We start from the raw sequence: 16,220 nt of genomic DNA, 5'->3' as shown, positions 1-16,220 counted from the left end.
CCCATGCTCCTGACCCAGCTGGCGGTGGCGGGCATCCAGACCGGAATGCTCTACGCGCTGACCGCCGCGGGCTTCGCGCTGATCTTCGGCGCCACCCGCGTCTTTCACGTGGCCCACGGCGCCACCTTCATCCTGGCCGGCTACGCCTTTCTCGAGGCGGTGCGGCTGGGGCTGCACTGGTCGCTGGCAAGCCTCGTCTCGCTGCTGGCGGCGGTCGTCTTCGGCCTGTTCATGGGGGCCATGGTCTACCGGCCGATACAGAAGCACGAAGGCTCCTTCTTCACGGTGTTCGTCGCCTCGTTCGGCGCGGGCATCGCCATGCAGGCGCTCATCCAGTTCTTCTTCGGCGGCGGCTTCGCCACCATCTCGGTGCCGCTGACGCGGGCGGCAGAGGTGCTGCCGGGCCTCTACATCGCCCCGGTGTTCTGGGTCGCGCTGGCGGTGGTGGTCGTGGTGTTCACCGCAGTCAGCCTGTTCCTGGAGCGGACGCACGCCGGCCTCGGCCTGCGGGCGCTGTCGGAAAATCCCGAGCTGCTGCGGGCCTATGGTTTGTCCGCGCGGCGCCTCTCCGCGCTCGCCTTCGCGCTCGGCTCCGCGCTCGCCGTGCCGGGCGCCATCCTCACCACGGTCACCACCGGAATCCAGCCGGCGGACAGCGCCCACGTGATGCTGGTGTCCCTCGCGGCGACCGTGGTCGGCGGCATTGGCTCCATCCGGGGCGCGGCGCTGGCGGGCCTGTTCCTCGGCCTCGTGGAGAACCTGGTCGTGAGCGTGGTGGACACGCAATGGAGCCAGGCCGCCAGCTTTGTCGTGCTGTTCGGCTTCATCCTGTTCCGCCCCAACGGGCTCATGGGGAGGGCGGGCGCGCGATGATCGCCTATCTCGTCAGCCTGGCGACGCTGATCGCCATCTTCGGCATTGCCGCCACCAGCCTGAACCTGCTGATCGGCTATGCCGGCATCTTTTCCATCGCCCACGCCATGTTCTTCGGCATCGGCGCCTATGTGGCCGCGCAGGTCGCGCTCACCGCCACCCCCGACTTCCTGGTGGCGGCGCTGGCCGCAGCGGTGGTGGCGGGTGCGCTGTCGCTCTGCCTCGCCCTGCCGGCGCTGCGGGTGCGCGGCGAGTATTTCGTCGCCGCCTCGCTCGGGCTGCAGATGATGGCGAGCACCATCTTCGCCGAGGCCCACAGCCTGACCGGCGGCGTTGGCGGCCTCGTCGGCATTCCGCCGGCGCGGATCCTGGGCTTCGACGTGGCCTCGCCCGATGCCTTCCTCGTCTTGGCGCTGGTCTGCCTCGCTGTGACGCTTGCGGTGGTGCGCACGCTGATGCGCGGCAGCTTCGGCCGCTCCCTGATGGCGCTGCGGGACAGCGAGAGCGCGGCCGAGGCCTTCGGCAAGGACGTGCGGGCCCTGAAGACCCTGGTTGTGGTCATCGGCTGCTTCTTCGTCGGCATCGCCGGCGCGCTGTTCGCCTTCCACATGGCGTTCGTGAACGTGGAGAGCTTCACCCTCGAGCAGTCCGTCGTGCTGATGGCGATGGTCATCATCGGCGGAGCCGGCACCCTCACCGGGCCGATCATCGGGGCCATCGCCCTGTTGAGCTTTCCGGCAGCCCTGTCCTTCCTGCCCTTCATCCCCTCCACGGAGGTCGGCACCGTGCAGCAGTTCATCTATGGAGCCCTCATGACGCTGCTCATGATCTTCCGTCCGAGCGGGCTCGTGGGCCTGTCGCGGGGCGTGCGATGAACACGCCCATCCTGCTCTCGGCCCGGGGGATTTCGCGCAGCTTCGGCGGCAATGCCGCGGTCCAGGATGTGACGCTGGAGCTCCACCAGGGCGTCGTCACGGCCCTTGCCGGCCCCAACGGCGCCGGCAAGACCACCCTGTTCAACCTCATCACCGGCCACCTCGCCCCCGACCGCGGCGCGGTGGAGCTGAAGGGCGCCTCCATCCTCGGCCTCAAGCCGCACCGGGTGGCGCTGAAGGGCATTGCCCGCAGCTTTCAGGACCTGCGCCTGTTCGGCTCCATGAGCGTCTACGACAACGTGCTCTCCGCCATCGAGCCCACCCCCTGGCTGTGGCAGCCGGGCGGCAGCTCCGGCGCGGCGGCGCGGCGGCTCCAGGTGGAACGCGCGCTCGACGCCACCGGGCTCGCCGAGCTCGCCGGCACGCGGGCCATCGACCTCTCCTATGCGGAGACGAAGTTCCTCTCCATGGCCCGGATCATCGCCACCGGCGCGCCGATCTGGCTGCTGGACGAGCCGGCGTCGGGGCTCGACCCTGCCTCCCGCACGCGCTTCGTGAAGCTGGTGAAGGAAGCCACGGCGGCCGGCGTCACCGTCTGCCTCATCGAGCACAACCTCGACATCGTCACCGAGCTTGCCGACCGCATCGCCTTCCTCGACCAGGGCCGCAAGCTCGCGGAGGGCACGCCGGACGAGATCCTGGGCGATGCGAAGCTCATCGCCATCTACTTCGGGGAGCGCAGGGAATGAACATGGCCGTCTCCGTCCTTCCCGACACCTCCGCCGTTCCCGCGCCCGCCATCGCCGTGCGTGGCCTGCGGGCCTCCTACGCCGGACGGGAGGTGCTGAGCGGCGTCGATCTCCACCTTGCCGCCGGGGAGGTGCTGTGCCTCGTCGGGCACAATGGGGCGGGCAAGTCCACGCTGCTGAAGATCCTGTTCGGACTGCACGCGGCGGACACCGGCGAGGTGATGCTGCGCGGGCGCGCGCTGAAGCCACATCCGAGTCTCATGGCGCGCGACGGCGTGGCCTATGTGCCCGAGGGCCGGGGCGTGTTTCCCGGGCTCACGGTGCAGGAGATATTCACCCTGGCCCTGTGGTCCGCGAGCCTCGGCGCCGGCGAGGGCCGCGCCCGCATCGACGAGGTGTTGGAGCTGCTGCCCAAGCTGAAGGATTTCTGGCTGAAGCGCGCCGGCCAGCTGTCCGGCGGCCAGCAGCAGATGGTATCCATCGGCCGGGCGCTGCTGTCGCGCCCCGGCATCCTGCTGCTGGACGAGCCCTCCATCGGCCTCGCGCCCAAGCTGTTCCAGGACCTGCTGGCGCCCATCCGCGTCATCCAGCAGCGCCGCGGCATGTCCATCCTGCTGGTGGAGCAGAATGTGGGCGAGGCTTTCGCCATCTCCGACCGCGTGGTGGCCATGAAGTCCGGGGTGATGATCTACGAGGGCACGCCGGCGGATCTCGCCGACCACGCCAAGCTGCTGACGCTCTTCTGAGCCGAAGCCACGACAAACGAGCCCCGGGGAGGGACCACATGAAGACCATCGAGCAACGGCTTCAGCTCATCGAGGACCAGCTGGAGATCGGGCAGCTCCGGGCCCACTACTGCCATCTGCTCGACGAGCGCAGGTGGGACGAATTCGTCGCGCTCTTCACGGGCGATGGCGTGTTCGAGGGGCTGGAGGCGGTGAGCGGCCACGACGCGCTGCGCGCTTTCTTCAGCGAGCGGGTGCCGAAACTCGCCGAGGATTTCTGGCACTTCTGCACCAACGGCACCGTGGAAATCGATGGCGACGTGGCCACCGGCCGCATCTCCATGGAATATCTCTCCGTCACCGATGGCGTCTCCTTCGTGTCGGCCGGGCACTATGACGACGTGATGCGCCGCGTGGACGGCCGCTGGCGCTTCGCCTCGCGCAGGATCACCTTCTATTTCCTCTCGCCGCTCAGCGAAGGCTGGGCCGGGCGGCCGTTCCCGGGTCGCGCGCCGGCGGCGAGGGCGGCGGAATGAACTGGATCGAGGTCAACGGCGGCGGCACGCGCTACGTTCGCGAGGGCGACGGGCCGCTGCCGCTGGTCCTGATCCACGAGATGGGCGGAGCGCTGGAGAGCTGGGCACCGCTCCTGCCCCTGGTGGCGGAGGGGCGCACGGTGCTGCGCTACGACGTGCGCGGGTTCGGCCATGCCTCCAAGCTGCGCGGATCCGGCGCCATGGATGTGCTGGTGGCGGACTTGGTCGCGCTGCTCGACGCCCTGTCCATCGATGATCCGGTGGACTTGTGCGGCATGGCGGTGGGCGGCGCGGTGGCGCTGCATGCCGCCGCGCGCCATCCCGGCCGGGTGCGGCGGATCGCGCTCATGGGGCCGGCCCTCGGCATCGCGCCCGAGCGGCGGGCGGCGGTGCATGCGCGTGCGGATGCGCTGGAAGCCGGCGGCATGGATTCCATCGCCGACGGCGAGCTTGATCTCACCTATCCGGCGGCACTGCGTGAGGATGACCGCTTCCCGGCCTATCGTGCGCGCTGGCTCGGCAATGATCCGTCGAGCTATGCGGCCACCTATCGCATGCTGGCCGGGCTCGACTCCCGGCCGGCGCTTGGCGCGGTGCGCTGTCCTTCGCTGCTGCTCGCCGGGGCGCAGGACCCGCTGCGCCCGCCCGCGCTCATCGCCGCGGCCGCGGCCGCAATTCCCGATGCGCGCTTCGCGGTGGTGCCGAGCGGGCATGTGATGGCCCATCAATCCCCCGCGATCGTGGCGCGGGAACTCGATGCGTTCTGGCGCGCCGCGTGAGGCGACGCCGACAACCGAAAGCCCTTCCTCCCATGAAGATGCACTGGTCCCCCCGTTCCCCGTTCGTGCGCAAGGCGATGATCGCCATCCACGAGATGGGCCTTCAGGATCAGGTCACCTGCGTGCGCACGGTGGCCTCGCCGTTCAAGGCCCATGAGGAGCTCATGGACGACAACCCGCTGAGCAAGCTGCCCACGCTCGTGCTCGACGACGGCACCGTGGTCTATGACTCCCATGTGATCTGCGAATATCTCGACACCCTGCACGCGGGGCCGCACCTGTTCCCCGCCGTCTGGCCGGAGCGCCTCATCGCGCTGCGCAACGAGGCGCTCGGCGACGGCCTGATGGACCTCGGCCTCCTGTGGCTCATCGAGCGCTGGCGCGGCGAGGGCATGCAGTCGGCCGACCTCGTCACGGCCAACGCTCGCAAGGTGGAGCGGGTGCTCGCCCGGCTGGAGGCCGACGTGACGCTGCTCGCCGACCGCCCGTTCGACATCGGACACCTCACCATCGGCACGGCGCTCGGCTATCTCGACTTCCGTTTTCCCTTCCTGGAGTGGCGCAATGGCCGGCCGGCGCTGGCGGCCTGGCACGCGGGCTTCCTGGAGCGGCCCTCGGTGCAGGCCAATCCGGTGGTGGACGATTCCTGAGCCGTCCGCCCGACCCGTCCGCACGCACGCCCCGAACGATCGAGGTTTCCATGATTCAGTCGCGCATGGTGGGGGAAGTCCGCGTCACCCGCCTTCTGGAATACGCCGCCCCTACCCATGACCCGGCCTTCCTGTTCCCGGACATGGCACCGAGCCTGCTCGCGGACAACGCGGATTGGCTCGCGCCGCATCACTACGTGCCGCACATGAACCGGCTCATCGTCACCATCCAGCTCTGGATCGTGCATGCCGGCGGCAACGTCATCGTCATCGATACCGGCGTCGGCAACCGCAAGCCGCGTGCGGCGGCGCGCATGAACCAGCTCAACAGCCTCGTGCTGCCGTGGCTGGAGGCCGCCGGCGCCGCGCCCGACACGGTGACGCACGTGGTCCACACCCACCTGCACAGCGACCATGTGGGCTGGAACACGGTGCTGTCCGCGGACGGACGGTGGACCCCCACCTTCCCCAATGCCCGGTACCTGCTGCCGAGGCTCGAATACGACCATTACATCGAGGCCCTCGCCAAGGCCGCCGATCCCATCATCGATGCCTCGTTCGAGGACAGCGTGCGTCCAGTGGTGGAGGCCGGCCTTGCCGACTTCATTCCTGATCATGGCGAGATCGCCGACGTGCTCTCCATCGAGGCCGCGCCGGGGCACTCCGTCGGCCACCAGACCTACCGCATCCGCTCGCGCGGCGAGGAGGGCCTGTTCAGCGGCGACGTGATGCACAGCCCGGCGCAGATCGTCGATCCCACCCTCAACACGACCTATTGCGCGCTGCCGGACGTGGCCCGGCGCACCCGCGCCGCGCTGCTGGCGCGGGAGGCCGAACGCGGCACGCTGGTGATGCCCATGCATTTCGGCGCGCCCCACTGCGGCTACATCCGCCGCCAGGGCGAGGGCTACGCCTTCGAGCCGGCGACGTGGTGAACCCGGGCCGGGGATAAGGCCAACAACAAGCCAATGGGAGGAAAGCATGAGGATTTTCGTCGCGGCGATGGCGCTCGCCGCGGGGTGGGCGTGCGCGGCCGAGGCCGCGGAGCTCCGCCAGCGCTACACCGTCCAGCGCGGCGACGTGGCCGTGGACGTGATCGACGAGGGCAAGGGCCCGCTGATGGTCCTGCTGCCGTCGTCCGCACGCGATTCCGAGGATTATGATGCGGTTGCCGAGGGCCTCGCCAAGGCCGGCTTCCGCGTGCTGCGACCACAGCCGCGCGGGGCGGGCGCCAGCGCCGGCCCCACCGAGGGCATCACCCTCCACGACCTCGCCAACGACGTGGCGCTCGCCATCGGCAACGCGCGCGACGGGCGGGCCATCGTGGTCGGCCATGCCTTCGGCAACTGGGTGGCGCGGATGACCGCGGTGGATCATCCCGACCTCGTGCGCGGCGTGGTCATCGTGGCGGCCGCGGCCAAGAACTATCCGAAGGAGCTGCTGGTCTCCCTGCGGGATGCCGGCAACGTCACCCTGCCGGACGCGCAGCGGATCGCGGCTCTGAAGGTGGCCTTCTTCGCCCCGGGCAACGATGCGTCGGTCTGGCTCCAGGGCTGGCACCCGAAGATGGCGGCCTACCAGCGTCCCATCATCGCCGCGCCGAAGGAGAACGAATGGTGGTCCGGCGGCACGGCGCCGATGCTCGACCTGCAGGCGCTGCAGGATCCCTTCCGTCCGCGCTCGACCGCCAACGACATCAAGGCGGAATTCGGCGACCGGGTGACGATCGCGACGGTGGACAACGCCAGCCATGCGCTCATTCCCGAGCAGCCGGAAGCCGTGGTCGCGGCCATCGCCGCCTGGGCGAGAACGCTGAAGCCGTGACCGTCCCGGCGGAGCCGCGGCGGCGCTGACCGCACACCGGCGGGCGGGACTCCTTCCGGACGTTCCGCCCGCCGGTGGCCAGGCTCCGCGCTTTGGGGAAACCCGAAGACGGCTCTTCCGGTTCGAGCGGGGCAGCACCGCCGGAGCGGGGCCCGGCGATGGCGGCGGGCGGCTACTCGACGCGCTCGAAGATCGCCGCAAGGCCCTGTCCGCCGCCGATGCACATGGTCTCGAGCCCGTATCGCACGCGGCAGCGGTCCATCTCGCGCAGGAGGGTGGCGAGGATGCGCACCCCGGTGGCGCCGACGGGATGGCCGAGGGAGATGCCCGAGCCATTCACGTTCAGCCGCTCGAAGTCCGCCGGGCTGAACCGCCACTCGCGCGTGCAGGCCAGCACCTGCGCCGCGAATGCCTCGTTGAGCTCGATCAGGTCCAGGTCGGCGAGTGACAGCCCGGTGCGCGACAGGACCCGCTCCGTGGCGGGCACGGGGCCGATCCCCATCACGTTCGGCGCGACGCCCGCCGCCGCCCAGCCCACGAGACGGGCCAGCGGCCTGAGGCCCAGCGTCTCGGCCATGGCGCGGGTGGTGACGAGGCATGCCGCGGCCCCGTCGTTCTGGCCGCTGGCGTTACCGGCGGTGACCGTGGCGGCGGGGTCCTGGGCCACCATGACGGGCCGCAGCGCGGCCAGGGAAGAGAGGGTGGCGTCGGCGCGGGGATGCTCGTCGCGGCCGATCTCGACGGACGGCTTGCCACCCCTCCCGGGCACCGTGACCGGCACGATTTCCTCGGCGAAGCGGCCGTCCTCCATGGCCGCCACCGCCCGGCGGTGGGACTGAATGGCCAGCTCGTCCTGCTCCTCCCGGCCGATATGGTAGGCGCGGCGGAGGTTCTCCGCCGTTTCGAGCATTCCGCCCGGCACGGGGTAGCGCTCACCGCCCGCCGTCACGCGTCCGCGGGCAAGCCGGTCGTGCAGCGCAGCGGGGTGGCCCTGCGCGCCCCAGCGCATGTCCTCGGAGTAGTATTCCGCCCGGCTCATGCTTTCGACACCACCGGCGATGACCAGATCGCACGCGCCGGTCTGCACCCGCATGGCCGCGTCGATCACGGCCTGGAGGCCGGAGCCGCACCGGCGGTCCAGCTGCAGTCCGGGCACGGTGACGGGAAGCCCGGCGTCGAGCGCAGCGACGCGGCCGATGGCAGGAGCCTCGCCGTTCGGATAGCACTGGCCGAACAGGACATCGTCGATCCGTGCGGGATCGATCCCCGTCCGGGCGATCAGCGCCTCGATGACGCAACGGGCGAGCCGGGTGGCCGGCACGTCCCTGAACATGCCGCCGTAGCGTCCGACGGGGGTGCGCAGGGGCTCGCAGATGACGGGATCGCGATCGCTCATGGTATCGGCTGCTTTCGGGTCAGGGAGCGATTGGCCGCACGCGCCGGTCGACGGGATCGGGGGCGGGAGCCGCGCGGCGATTGAGCTTCCCCATTATTACGAAAAGCCCAAAAATGCGATTCAATACTCGCAACAAGACATCGGAAATCACAGGATGCTGCCGATGCCCGGCCTGGAAGGTCATAACCTGGAAACGGGCGGCGGCCGGAACGTGGCCAGCGTGGTCTCGTCGGCATGGCCCGTTTTCCGGCGCGGATTTCCTGAAGGACACGGTCGGCGAGCGGCCGGCCGTGGGAGAGGACGGCACCATCAAGACCCCGGATCGAACGCCTGGCGCAGCTGGTCTTGGAGCGGGCCTTCGCCTGGGTCAACCGGTTCCGGCGCCTCGCCATCGGCTGGCTTCGTCCGCTGCTCTTAATCCGCAGCAGCGGGAAGCCGGCATCGGTTTCCTCGCCCGCACTCGGCAGACCTGTCGCGCAGAACGGCAGGTGCTCATCCTGCGCAGCGACGCGCGCGGCTGTTCCATGCTGGTCGGCGCCATCAACGACAGGCGGCAGATGGCGGGTCAGGTAACTGGCGCAGGGTGATCGAGCCGCAGATGTACGGACGGTCCCGACCTCTACGTGCCGGAAGCCCGCCTGCTGGCGCCGCCTCGCATCACCTTCGATCGCTGGAGATGCGCCGGCCCCCATCTGCCATGCCGAAACACGCCCAGTTCGAGGACATGGCATTGTCGCGAGTCCGGGCACCGTCTCGCCGGCAATTCGGTCATTAAAATGCATATTTTATGAGATAATATATTATCTATTGCGCGATCTATCTGGCTGTGGCATCGATGTGGCAACAGCAAGAGTGGGAGGATCGCCGTGTCTCAGCCAGAAGCGCCGTTCGACTTCGATGTGATCCAGATCGGCTATGGCCCGGTCAGCAAGGCCTCGGCGCTTTTTCTCAGCCGTCTGGGGTGGAGCGTCGGCGTGTTCGAGCGCTTTGGCGAAGTCTATCCGCTGCCGCGGGCGGTCTGCATCGACCATGAGCTTTATCGTGTCCTGTGCGCTGCAGGTCTTGGTGATATTGCGCGTCGCGTTTGCTGTGATGCACCAGTCTATCGCTGGTATAACGCCGAATGGCAGGAACTCCTGGCCATCGACTGGGCCGCGGGCTCCATTTCGGGCGGCTCGGAAGTTACGTTCATTCACCAGCCGAGCTTTGAGCACGCCCTCGATGAACGCGTGAAGGCGCAACGCAACATTGCTGTGCACCTCAATTCCGACGCCGTGGCCATCCGTCAGGCGGAAGACCATGTCATCGTGACGATCCGGGATACGCAGACCGGCGCAACGCGTGATTACACGGCACGGTACGTGATCGGCATCGACGGCGCGAACAGCTTCGTCCGCGAGAGCCTCGGGATCAGGCGTGTCGACCTCGGTTTCGAGGCGGACTGGCTGGTCATTGACTTCGCGCTGAACGATGGCCTCACCGCCAGGGACCTGGGCATCCCCGACTGCGGCCAGTATGCCAATCCGCTCCGCCCGACGACCATCGTGCCGGGCGGCACCCAGGCGGACGGGCGGCTCCTGCGCCGCTGGGAGTTCATGCGTCTTCCCCACGAAACGCGCGAGGAGATGATCCGCGAGGAAAAGGTCTGGGAGCTTCTGAGCGACTGGATCAAGCCCGACCAGGGCGAGTTGATCCGCCATGCCCTCTACACATTCCGGAGCCTCGTGGCCGAGACGTTCCAGGCCGGCCGCATCTTCCTCGCCGGCGACGCCGCGCATGTCATGCCGCCCTTCATGGGGCAGGGCATGTGCGCCGGCTTGCGCGATGTCTGGAACCTGGCCTGGAAGCTTGATCGGGTGCTGTCGGGCAGCGCCAGCCCGGCCCTTCTCGACACCTATACGCCCGAACGCGCGCCGCACGTGACGGACGTCATCAAGATCTCGATGTTCCTGGGATCGATCATCTGCATGCCGGATCCGCAGGACGCGCGACGGCGCGACGACATGTTCTTCAGCGGCAATGCTCCGCAGATCGCGCCCTTCCCCATCCTGACCGACGGCCTCCTGGAGCGGGATGGTGCCGGCGCGGCGCTCGCGCCGGCGGGGCAGCTCTCCTGCGCCGGGACGGTGCGCTATCGCGGGACGACGGCCCATTACGACGTGTTCGTGCCCGCTGGCACGTTCACACTGGTGACGCTGGCGGGATTCGAGCTTTCCACCCGGGTCCGCGAGCTGTGCGCCAAGTGCGGCATCACCATCGTGACGGTGGTGGACCGCCGCACCGCCGGTGACGAACAGATCGCCGACACCCAGGGCCAGTTCAGCCGCTTCATGGATGCGCGGGGGATCCGCGCCATGCTGGTCCGGCCGGACTTCTACATTTTCGGAGGCGCCGGGGATGCCCTCCGCCTCGAGGCGATGCTCGGGGAATTTCTCCGCCAGGCGGCGGCATTCGATGTCGGCCTGCCGGAGGCTCAAAAGCTCTCCGCCTGACCGGAAAGGTGGCTTGACCCAGACAGCGTGGCACAGGCCCCAGGCCATGGGGGCTGCGGTTGCGCATGGGCGCGGCCCTGCGAGATGCGGCGCAGCATCGAGACAATAATAGCGCTCGCCGCAGACATTGTAACCTGGGAGGACGCCATGGATCACAATGTGAGATCCAGAAATGACATGACTTACGAGTGGAAGGCGGTGATATTGTTGTCGCTCGGTTTCGGTCTCGTCGGAATCGATCGCTTCATGATCATGCCGATGTTCCCGACGGTGATGAGGGAGCTTAGCCTCAGCTACCAGGACCTCGGAAACATCACCGGCATCCTGGCCATCGCCTGGGGTGTCGCCGCCCTGCTCATGGGCAACCTCGCCGACCGCATCGGGCGACGGAAGGTGGTGATCGGATCGCTCGTCATCTTCTCCCTGCTGGCGGGCGCGAGCGGCCTTGCCACCGGCGCCGGGGGGCTTCTCCTGGTGCGCGCCATCATGGGATTTGCCGAAGGCGCCTACACCCCCGCCAGCATCACCGCGACGCTGGAGGCCTCGAAGCCCACGCGCCATGGCCTCAACCTCGGCATCCAGCAGACTGCCATGCCGCTGTTCGGGCTCGGGCTTGCCCCCATCCTTGTCACCCAGCTCCTGGAGGTCGTCGACTGGCGCTGGATCTTCCTGCTGGTGGCGGCGCCGGGCCTGATCGTCGCGTTCCTGCTCCACCGTGTCCTTCGCGAGGTGCCGCGTGCCGAGGCCGCGCGCCACACCGCAACTCATGACGCCTCGGCGCATCGCTGGACCGACGTCTTCCGCTATCGCAACATCCCTCTCAACATGATCGGCATGCTGTGCTGGCTCACGTGCCTGATCGTCACCAGCGCCCTCATGCCCAACTATCTCACCGATTATCTGCACCTCGACGTGAAGGGCATGGGCTTCGTGCTGTCGGGCATCGGGTTCGGTGCCAGTCTCGGCACCATCCTCATGCCGTGGCTGTCCGACTATCTCGGGCGCAAGCCTGTCATGATCCTCTCGGTGCTTGGCGCCATCGGCTTCCTGATGCTGCTCGCCTCCGCCGGAGCCGACCCGGCCTGGCTGTTCCTGCTCCTGTTCGGCACCTGCTTCTTCAACTTTGCCCTCATCTGCCTCACCGTCGGGCCGCTCAGCGTGGAGGCGGTGCCCGCGGCGCTGATGGCGACGGCCTCGGGGGTCGTCGTTGGAACCGGCGAGATCTTCGGCGGTGGCCTGGCTCCCATCATCGCCGGCACCATCGCCCACCAGTTCGGCATCCAGTACATCGTTCATCTCGCCATCGGCGCCATGCTGGCCGGGCTTCTTGTCTGCCTGGCGCTCAAGGAGACGGCACCGCGCCGCGCCGGCGCCGCAGCCGTCACGGATCAGGCCCCCGCCCCCGTCGAGGGGTGACCGAGGCGCGGCGGACGGACGCCCGGCGCTCGCCCGCATGCCCGCAAGCCAAAACAAATTGAACGCGAGGGGCACATGTCCAATTCGAACCTGATTGCCGTCGCGGGCCTGTGTGCCGCGACGCTGGCCGCGACGCTGCCGTCGGCCGCAACCGAAAACGGCGCCATCGCCTATCCCATCGGCGTCAACACCGTCATGGCCGGCGCCATGCCGGGACCCGGCGAGACCTGGTGGCAGAACTATTCCGTCTATTACACCGCCAACAGCTTCTCAAACGCCGCCGGCGACAGTTCCGTGCCCGGCTTCGGGGCCGATGTCGTGGTCAACGCTTTCCGCTTCTTCCACGGCTGGAATGTCGATCTCGGGCCGTTTCAGCTCGGATCGGCCGTCGTCATTCCCGTGATGAATGCGGATGTGGGCACGGCCTTCGGCTCATCCAGCAACGCCGGCATCGGCGACATCACGCTGCAGCCGCTTTACCTCGGCTGGTCGAATGCCGACCACAGCTTCTTCGGCTATGCCGGCGTCGACGTGTTCGTGCCCACCGGTGGCGCCATCTCCAACAATTTCTACACCATCAACCCGCTCGCCGCCTTCACCTGGCTGCCCACCAAGACGCTGGAGGTTTCGGGGGCGATCGGCTTCGAGTTCCACACCGAGAACAGCCAGACGAACTACCGCTCCGGCTCCCTCTTCTTCATCGACTGGGGCGTGAACTACCACGCTTTCGACACCATCCCCGCGCTCGCCGTCGGTGTCGGCGGCTACCTCATCAAGCAGCTTTCCGACGACGAGCTGAACGGCGTCGTCTATCAGGATGGCTTCCGCCAGCAGGGCTTCGCCATCGGGCCGCAGCTGTCCTACGGCACCCCCAACGGTGCGATCGCCGTCAAGTGGCAGCGCGAGTTCGCAACCGAAAACCGGCCTGACGGCCAGCGCTTCTGGGTCCAGTTCCTGCTTCCGCTCAAGGCGCCTTGAGGGGGCCCGATCGTTGAAGGGCACGGGCGCGCATGCCCGTCGCCCGGCCGGGCGGGGGCGAGACAGCCTCCGCCGCGCGGCTAGGGGGCCGCGCCGGCGGATCGCGAAGATCCGCTCGGCGCGCGCCGGACCGGATCTTCGCCGTGATGACCCTTGATCACGTCGGATTCGATCAGGATGCGGGTGGTGCGCTCCAGATGCTCGCGAAGCGCGGCCGTGGCGCGCGAGGTGTCGCGGGCGATGGTCGCCGCCGCGATCTCCTTGTGCTCCGTCACAAGATCCCGCTTGGTGCGGTCAAGCGGAACGGAGAACCGGCGATAGCGCTCGGACTGCACGTACAGCATGTCGCGCAGCCGCAGAAGCCAGGGGCTGTCGCATGCCGCCACCAGCGCCTCGTGAAAGCGCCTGTGTGTCTGCGCCCACGCCTCGCTCGCCCGCTCCGGATCCTCCGGATCCAGCAGCGAGAGCTTCGACAGCTCGAATTCGGTGGAGACGATGTTCGCCTCCCATTTCAGGTCCCCGTTGCGGATGGCGCTTTCGAGGCAAAGGCTTTCGATCAGCACGCGAACCCTGGTGATGTCCTGCAGTTCGGCTTCGGTGATGGGCGCCACGCGAAAGCCCTTGCGGGGCTGCGTGTCCACCAATCCCTCAGAAGCCAGCGCCGCCAAGGCCTCGCGCACCGCGCCAAGACTGAAGCCGAACGTCTCGCACAGGTCCGCGATCACCAGTTTCTGTCCCGGCGCAAAGCGGCAGGCAAGAATTTCTCCCCTGATCTGGTTGTGGGCTTCGGCGGTCAGGCTGCCGCTTTCGGGGTGTTTCATCTCGGGTCCTTTGCTCGATCCGCGTGGCGGTCGATTCTTCGGAGAATAATATATCGGAATGCCCGCAGCGACGGTTTCGGCGGCGATCGGTCATTAAAAGCATTATCTTAAATATAATATATTATTTGTTGACCGCCAGATGCAGCGCCTCTAGCGTGAATCGAAGCTCGAAAGGAGAATCCAATGCGTTTCGCTTCGTACGAACAGGGGGGGAACACCGGGATCGCCGTCGCCAAGGGGGACCACTGGCACGGGTTGACCACGGCCGATGCGTCCTATCCGGGCACCCTGCAGCAGCTGATCGAGGCCGGGGACGCCGCCCTGTCGCAGGCCGCCGCGGCATTGGCTGCGGCTCCCGTCGTCGATCTGCGTCAGGTCAGGTTGATCCCGCCGCTCTCCTCGCCCGAGAAGATCATCTGCATCGGGCTGAACTATATCGATCATTCGGCCGAAAGCGGCTTCAAGCAGCCGGATTATCCGACCATCTTCGCGCGCTTCAACTCCAGCCTCATCGGCGACGGGGCGCCGATCCTTCGCCCCGCCGTGTCCGACCAGCTGGACTATGAGGGCGAGCTGGTCGCCGTGATCGGCAAGACCGGCCGCCATGTGAGCGAAGCCACGGCGCTGGACCATGTGGCCGGCTATTCCATCTTCAACGACGCCTCGATCCGCGATTTCCAGTTCAAGGCGCCGCAATGGACCCCTGGGAAGAATTTTGACGACACCGGCGCCTTTGGGCCGTGGTTCGTGACCGCGGACGAGCTGCCCGCGGGCTGCGAAGGGCTTAAGCTGCAAACTCGCCTCAACGGGCAGGTGGTCCAGGAAGCTTCCATCTCCGACATGGTGTTCCCGGTGGCGAAGCTCGTCGCCTTGCTCTCCTCCTTCCTGACCCTGAAGCCGGGCGACCTGATCGTCACCGGAACCCCCTCCGGCGTCGGCCTCGCGCGCAAGCCGCCCCTCTGGATGAAGGCGGGCGACGTCTGCGAGGTGGAAATCGAGGGGATCGGCGTGTTGTCGAACCCGATCCGCGACAGCGACGAACGCAAGGAGGCCCTGGTCGCCTGAGGATCAAGACGTTGCCTTGAGGGAGGAAACAAGAATGACTGCGATAAGAAGCGGCATGCGGATCGTGAAGCGGCCCGGAGAGCTGGGAGTCCATTCGATGGATTCCTTTCGCCTGGCTGTGCCGGACCTGACGGTGGCCGAAGGCTTCTACAAGGCCTTCGGCCTGGATGTGCGCGAGGAAGGCGGCGGGCTCGGCCTCTACACCTTCGGTTCGGAGCACCGCTGGGCAAGCCTTCGTGAAGGGGGCCGCAAGAAGCTGGGCTCCCTGTCCTTCGGCGTCTTCGAGGAGGATTTCGAGCCGATGAAGCGCAGGGTCGAGGCCGAGGGCATCCAGCTGCTGGATGCCCCGCCCGGCGTCGATACCGATGGCGTCTGGTTTTACGACCATAATGGTCTGCTGATCGAGATGAAGGTCGCGGACAAGACCTCGCCGAATGAAAAGATGTCCTTCAGCATGCCCAGCGCCCCGGCCGGCGTGGCTGCGGCTCCGCAACGGTCGCGGGCGGTGCCGGTGCAGCCCCGCCGGCTGGCGCATATCCTGGTCTTCACGGCCGACCTGCCAAAGGCCATCGGGTTTTACAGCCGTGTCTTGGGGCTGCGTCTCTCGGACCGTTCAGGCGACGACGTGTGCTTCATGCACGGGATCCATGGCTCCGACCATCACCTGATCGCCTTCGCGCGGTCTTCAGCGCCGGGGCTCCATCACTGCAGCTGGGATGTCGGCTCCATAAACGAGATCGGCGCCGGGGCGATGCGCATGGCGGAGCGGGGGTTCCAAAAAGGCTGGGGCCTGGGACGGCACGTGCTGGGCTCGAATTACTTCCATTATGTCCAGGACCCCTGGGGGAGCTATTCCGAGTATTCATCGGACATCGACTATATTCCGTCCGATTGCGATTGGGCCTCGGGCGACTACCCTGGTGAAGACGCGATTTATCTATGGGGGCCGAATATCCCTGACGGCTTCATATTCAACCACGAGCTGTCGGGCGCATAGGCAGGACGCGGCAGGGCCCGCGGTCCGGGGAGGGGCGCGCCCGT

At 67.6% G+C, this 16,220-nt stretch carries 17 protein-coding genes; 15 read left to right on the top strand and 2 right to left on the bottom strand.

The window, feature by feature from the left end; genetic code table 11:
* The first annotated feature begins 3 nt into the window (after positions 1 to 3).
* The 9 genes from V5F59_RS19355 to V5F59_RS19315 are packed head-to-tail and all read left to right on the top strand — an operon-like array spanning position 4 to position 7,011.
* Complete coding sequence (locus V5F59_RS19355) at positions 4 to 873, top strand: branched-chain amino acid ABC transporter permease (RefSeq protein WP_393976736.1); 870 nt, start codon at positions 4 to 6, stop codon at positions 871 to 873.
* Positions 870 to 1,748, top strand: coding sequence for a branched-chain amino acid ABC transporter permease (locus V5F59_RS19350; RefSeq protein WP_393976735.1), 879 nt, complete (start codon positions 870 to 872; stop codon positions 1,746 to 1,748). Before V5F59_RS19355 ends, V5F59_RS19350 begins: the two co-directional genes overlap by 4 nt.
* On the top strand, positions 1,745 to 2,497 hold the full coding sequence (locus V5F59_RS19345) for an ABC transporter ATP-binding protein (protein ID WP_393976734.1): 753 nt from the start codon (positions 1,745 to 1,747) through the stop codon (positions 2,495 to 2,497). Before V5F59_RS19350 ends, V5F59_RS19345 begins: the two co-directional genes overlap by 4 nt.
* A complete protein-coding gene (locus tag V5F59_RS19340; RefSeq protein WP_245327462.1) occupies positions 2,494 to 3,243 on the top strand; it encodes an ABC transporter ATP-binding protein in 750 nt (249 codons plus the stop codon). Before V5F59_RS19345 ends, V5F59_RS19340 begins: the two co-directional genes overlap by 4 nt.
* 38 nt (positions 3,244 to 3,281) lie before the next feature.
* Entirely contained in the window at positions 3,282 to 3,758 is a 477-nt protein-coding gene (locus V5F59_RS19335) for a nuclear transport factor 2 family protein (RefSeq protein ID WP_393976733.1), read from the top strand.
* On the top strand, positions 3,755 to 4,537 hold the full coding sequence (locus V5F59_RS19330) for an alpha/beta fold hydrolase (RefSeq protein WP_393976732.1): 783 nt from the start codon (positions 3,755 to 3,757) through the stop codon (positions 4,535 to 4,537). Before V5F59_RS19335 ends, V5F59_RS19330 begins: the two co-directional genes overlap by 4 nt.
* A 32-nt stretch (positions 4,538 to 4,569) precedes the next feature.
* Positions 4,570 to 5,187, top strand: a complete 618-nt coding sequence (locus tag V5F59_RS19325) for a glutathione S-transferase family protein (RefSeq protein ID WP_393976731.1) — start codon at positions 4,570 to 4,572, stop codon at positions 5,185 to 5,187.
* A gap of 50 nt (positions 5,188 to 5,237) precedes the next feature.
* Positions 5,238 to 6,122 carry an MBL fold metallo-hydrolase gene (locus V5F59_RS19320; RefSeq protein WP_393976730.1) on the top strand — a complete coding sequence of 295 codons (885 nt, stop codon included), beginning with the start codon at positions 5,238 to 5,240 and terminating at the stop codon, positions 6,120 to 6,122.
* Positions 6,123 to 6,168: 46 nt separating this feature from the next.
* Positions 6,169 to 7,011, top strand: a complete 843-nt coding sequence (locus V5F59_RS19315) for an alpha/beta fold hydrolase (RefSeq protein WP_393976729.1) — start codon at positions 6,169 to 6,171, stop codon at positions 7,009 to 7,011.
* A gap of 172 nt (positions 7,012 to 7,183) precedes the next feature.
* On the opposite strand, the gene V5F59_RS19310 is transcribed toward V5F59_RS19315, so the two are convergent.
* Positions 7,184 to 8,407, bottom strand: a complete 1,224-nt coding sequence (locus V5F59_RS19310) for an acetyl-CoA C-acetyltransferase (RefSeq protein ID WP_393976728.1) — start codon at positions 8,405 to 8,407, stop codon at positions 7,184 to 7,186.
* A gap of 80 nt (positions 8,408 to 8,487) precedes the next feature.
* Here V5F59_RS19310 and V5F59_RS19305 point away from each other — a divergent pair, with 80 nt between their 5' ends.
* The 4 genes from V5F59_RS19305 (at position 8,488) to V5F59_RS19290 (ending at position 13,293) form a co-directional block, all read left to right on the top strand.
* Positions 8,488 to 8,994: a hypothetical protein gene (locus V5F59_RS19305; protein ID WP_393976727.1), complete on the top strand. Its 507-nt coding sequence runs from the start codon at positions 8,488 to 8,490 to the stop codon at positions 8,992 to 8,994.
* A 279-nt stretch (positions 8,995 to 9,273) separates the two neighbouring features.
* The gene (locus tag V5F59_RS19300; protein WP_393976726.1) at positions 9,274 to 10,899 is read left to right on the top strand and encodes a bifunctional 3-(3-hydroxy-phenyl)propionate/3-hydroxycinnamic acid hydroxylase; all 1,626 of its coding nucleotides are present in this window, start codon (positions 9,274 to 9,276) and stop codon (positions 10,897 to 10,899) included.
* A 177-nt stretch (positions 10,900 to 11,076) separates the two neighbouring features.
* Positions 11,077 to 12,315: an MFS transporter gene (locus V5F59_RS19295; protein WP_393976725.1), complete on the top strand. Its 1,239-nt coding sequence runs from the start codon at positions 11,077 to 11,079 to the stop codon at positions 12,313 to 12,315.
* A 75-nt stretch (positions 12,316 to 12,390) separates the two neighbouring features.
* Positions 12,391 to 13,293, top strand: a complete 903-nt coding sequence (locus tag V5F59_RS19290) for a SphA family protein (protein ID WP_393976724.1) — start codon at positions 12,391 to 12,393, stop codon at positions 13,291 to 13,293.
* Between the two features lie 80 nt (positions 13,294 to 13,373).
* On the opposite strand, the gene V5F59_RS19285 is transcribed toward V5F59_RS19290, so the two are convergent.
* Positions 13,374 to 14,114 carry a GntR family transcriptional regulator gene (locus V5F59_RS19285; RefSeq protein ID WP_393976723.1) on the bottom strand — a complete coding sequence of 247 codons (741 nt, stop codon included), beginning with the start codon at positions 14,112 to 14,114 and terminating at the stop codon, positions 13,374 to 13,376.
* Between the two features lie 183 nt (positions 14,115 to 14,297).
* On the opposite strand from V5F59_RS19285, the gene V5F59_RS19280 reads away from it, so the two are divergent.
* Together V5F59_RS19280 and V5F59_RS19275 are read left to right on the top strand one after the other, a co-directional pair.
* Complete coding sequence (locus tag V5F59_RS19280; RefSeq protein WP_393976722.1) at positions 14,298 to 15,179, top strand: fumarylacetoacetate hydrolase family protein; 882 nt, start codon at positions 14,298 to 14,300, stop codon at positions 15,177 to 15,179.
* A gap of 55 nt (positions 15,180 to 15,234) precedes the next feature.
* Positions 15,235 to 16,176, top strand: a complete 942-nt coding sequence (locus tag V5F59_RS19275) for a VOC family protein (RefSeq protein WP_393976721.1) — start codon at positions 15,235 to 15,237, stop codon at positions 16,174 to 16,176.
* Positions 16,177 to 16,220 lie beyond the last annotated feature (44 nt).

It is taken from the genome of Xanthobacter nonsaccharivorans (assembly GCF_043194755.2).
In the GTDB taxonomy this organism is placed as follows: Bacteria; Pseudomonadota; Alphaproteobacteria; order Rhizobiales; family Xanthobacteraceae; genus Xanthobacter; species Xanthobacter autotrophicus_G.
The sequence above is the reverse complement of the archived record's forward strand: the minus strand, read 5'-3'. Positions and strand labels throughout refer to the sequence as shown.

Bases quoted from the DNA above. Each gene is read 5' to 3' on its own strand.
- V5F59_RS19350 (WP_393976735.1), top strand. From the start codon at position 870: ATGATCGCCTATCTCGTCAGCCTGGCGACGCTGATCGCCATCTTCGGC.
- V5F59_RS19325 (WP_393976731.1), top strand. From the start codon at position 4,570: ATGAAGATGCACTGGTCCCCCCGTTCCCCGTTCGTGCGCAAGGCGATG.
- V5F59_RS19310 (WP_393976728.1), bottom strand. From the start codon at position 8,407: ATGAGCGATCGCGATCCCGTCATCTGCGAGCCCCTGCGCACCCCCGTC.
- V5F59_RS19315 (WP_393976729.1), top strand. From the start codon at position 6,169: ATGAGGATTTTCGTCGCGGCGATGGCGCTCGCCGCGGGGTGGGCGTGC.
- V5F59_RS19290 (WP_393976724.1), top strand. From the start codon at position 12,391: ATGTCCAATTCGAACCTGATTGCCGTCGCGGGCCTGTGTGCCGCGACG.
- V5F59_RS19355 (WP_393976736.1), top strand. From the start codon at position 4: ATGCTCCTGACCCAGCTGGCGGTGGCGGGCATCCAGACCGGAATGCTC.
- V5F59_RS19280 (WP_393976722.1), top strand. From the start codon at position 14,298: ATGCGTTTCGCTTCGTACGAACAGGGGGGGAACACCGGGATCGCCGTC.
- V5F59_RS19295 (WP_393976725.1), top strand. From the start codon at position 11,077: ATGACTTACGAGTGGAAGGCGGTGATATTGTTGTCGCTCGGTTTCGGT.
- V5F59_RS19320 (WP_393976730.1), top strand. From the start codon at position 5,238: ATGATTCAGTCGCGCATGGTGGGGGAAGTCCGCGTCACCCGCCTTCTG.
- V5F59_RS19330 (WP_393976732.1), top strand. From the start codon at position 3,755: ATGAACTGGATCGAGGTCAACGGCGGCGGCACGCGCTACGTTCGCGAG.
- V5F59_RS19275 (WP_393976721.1), top strand. From the start codon at position 15,235: ATGCGGATCGTGAAGCGGCCCGGAGAGCTGGGAGTCCATTCGATGGAT.
- V5F59_RS19340 (WP_245327462.1), top strand. From the start codon at position 2,494: ATGAACATGGCCGTCTCCGTCCTTCCCGACACCTCCGCCGTTCCCGCG.
- V5F59_RS19345 (WP_393976734.1), top strand. From the start codon at position 1,745: ATGAACACGCCCATCCTGCTCTCGGCCCGGGGGATTTCGCGCAGCTTC.
- V5F59_RS19285 (WP_393976723.1), bottom strand. From the start codon at position 14,114: ATGAAACACCCCGAAAGCGGCAGCCTGACCGCCGAAGCCCACAACCAG.
- V5F59_RS19335 (WP_393976733.1), top strand. From the start codon at position 3,282: ATGAAGACCATCGAGCAACGGCTTCAGCTCATCGAGGACCAGCTGGAG.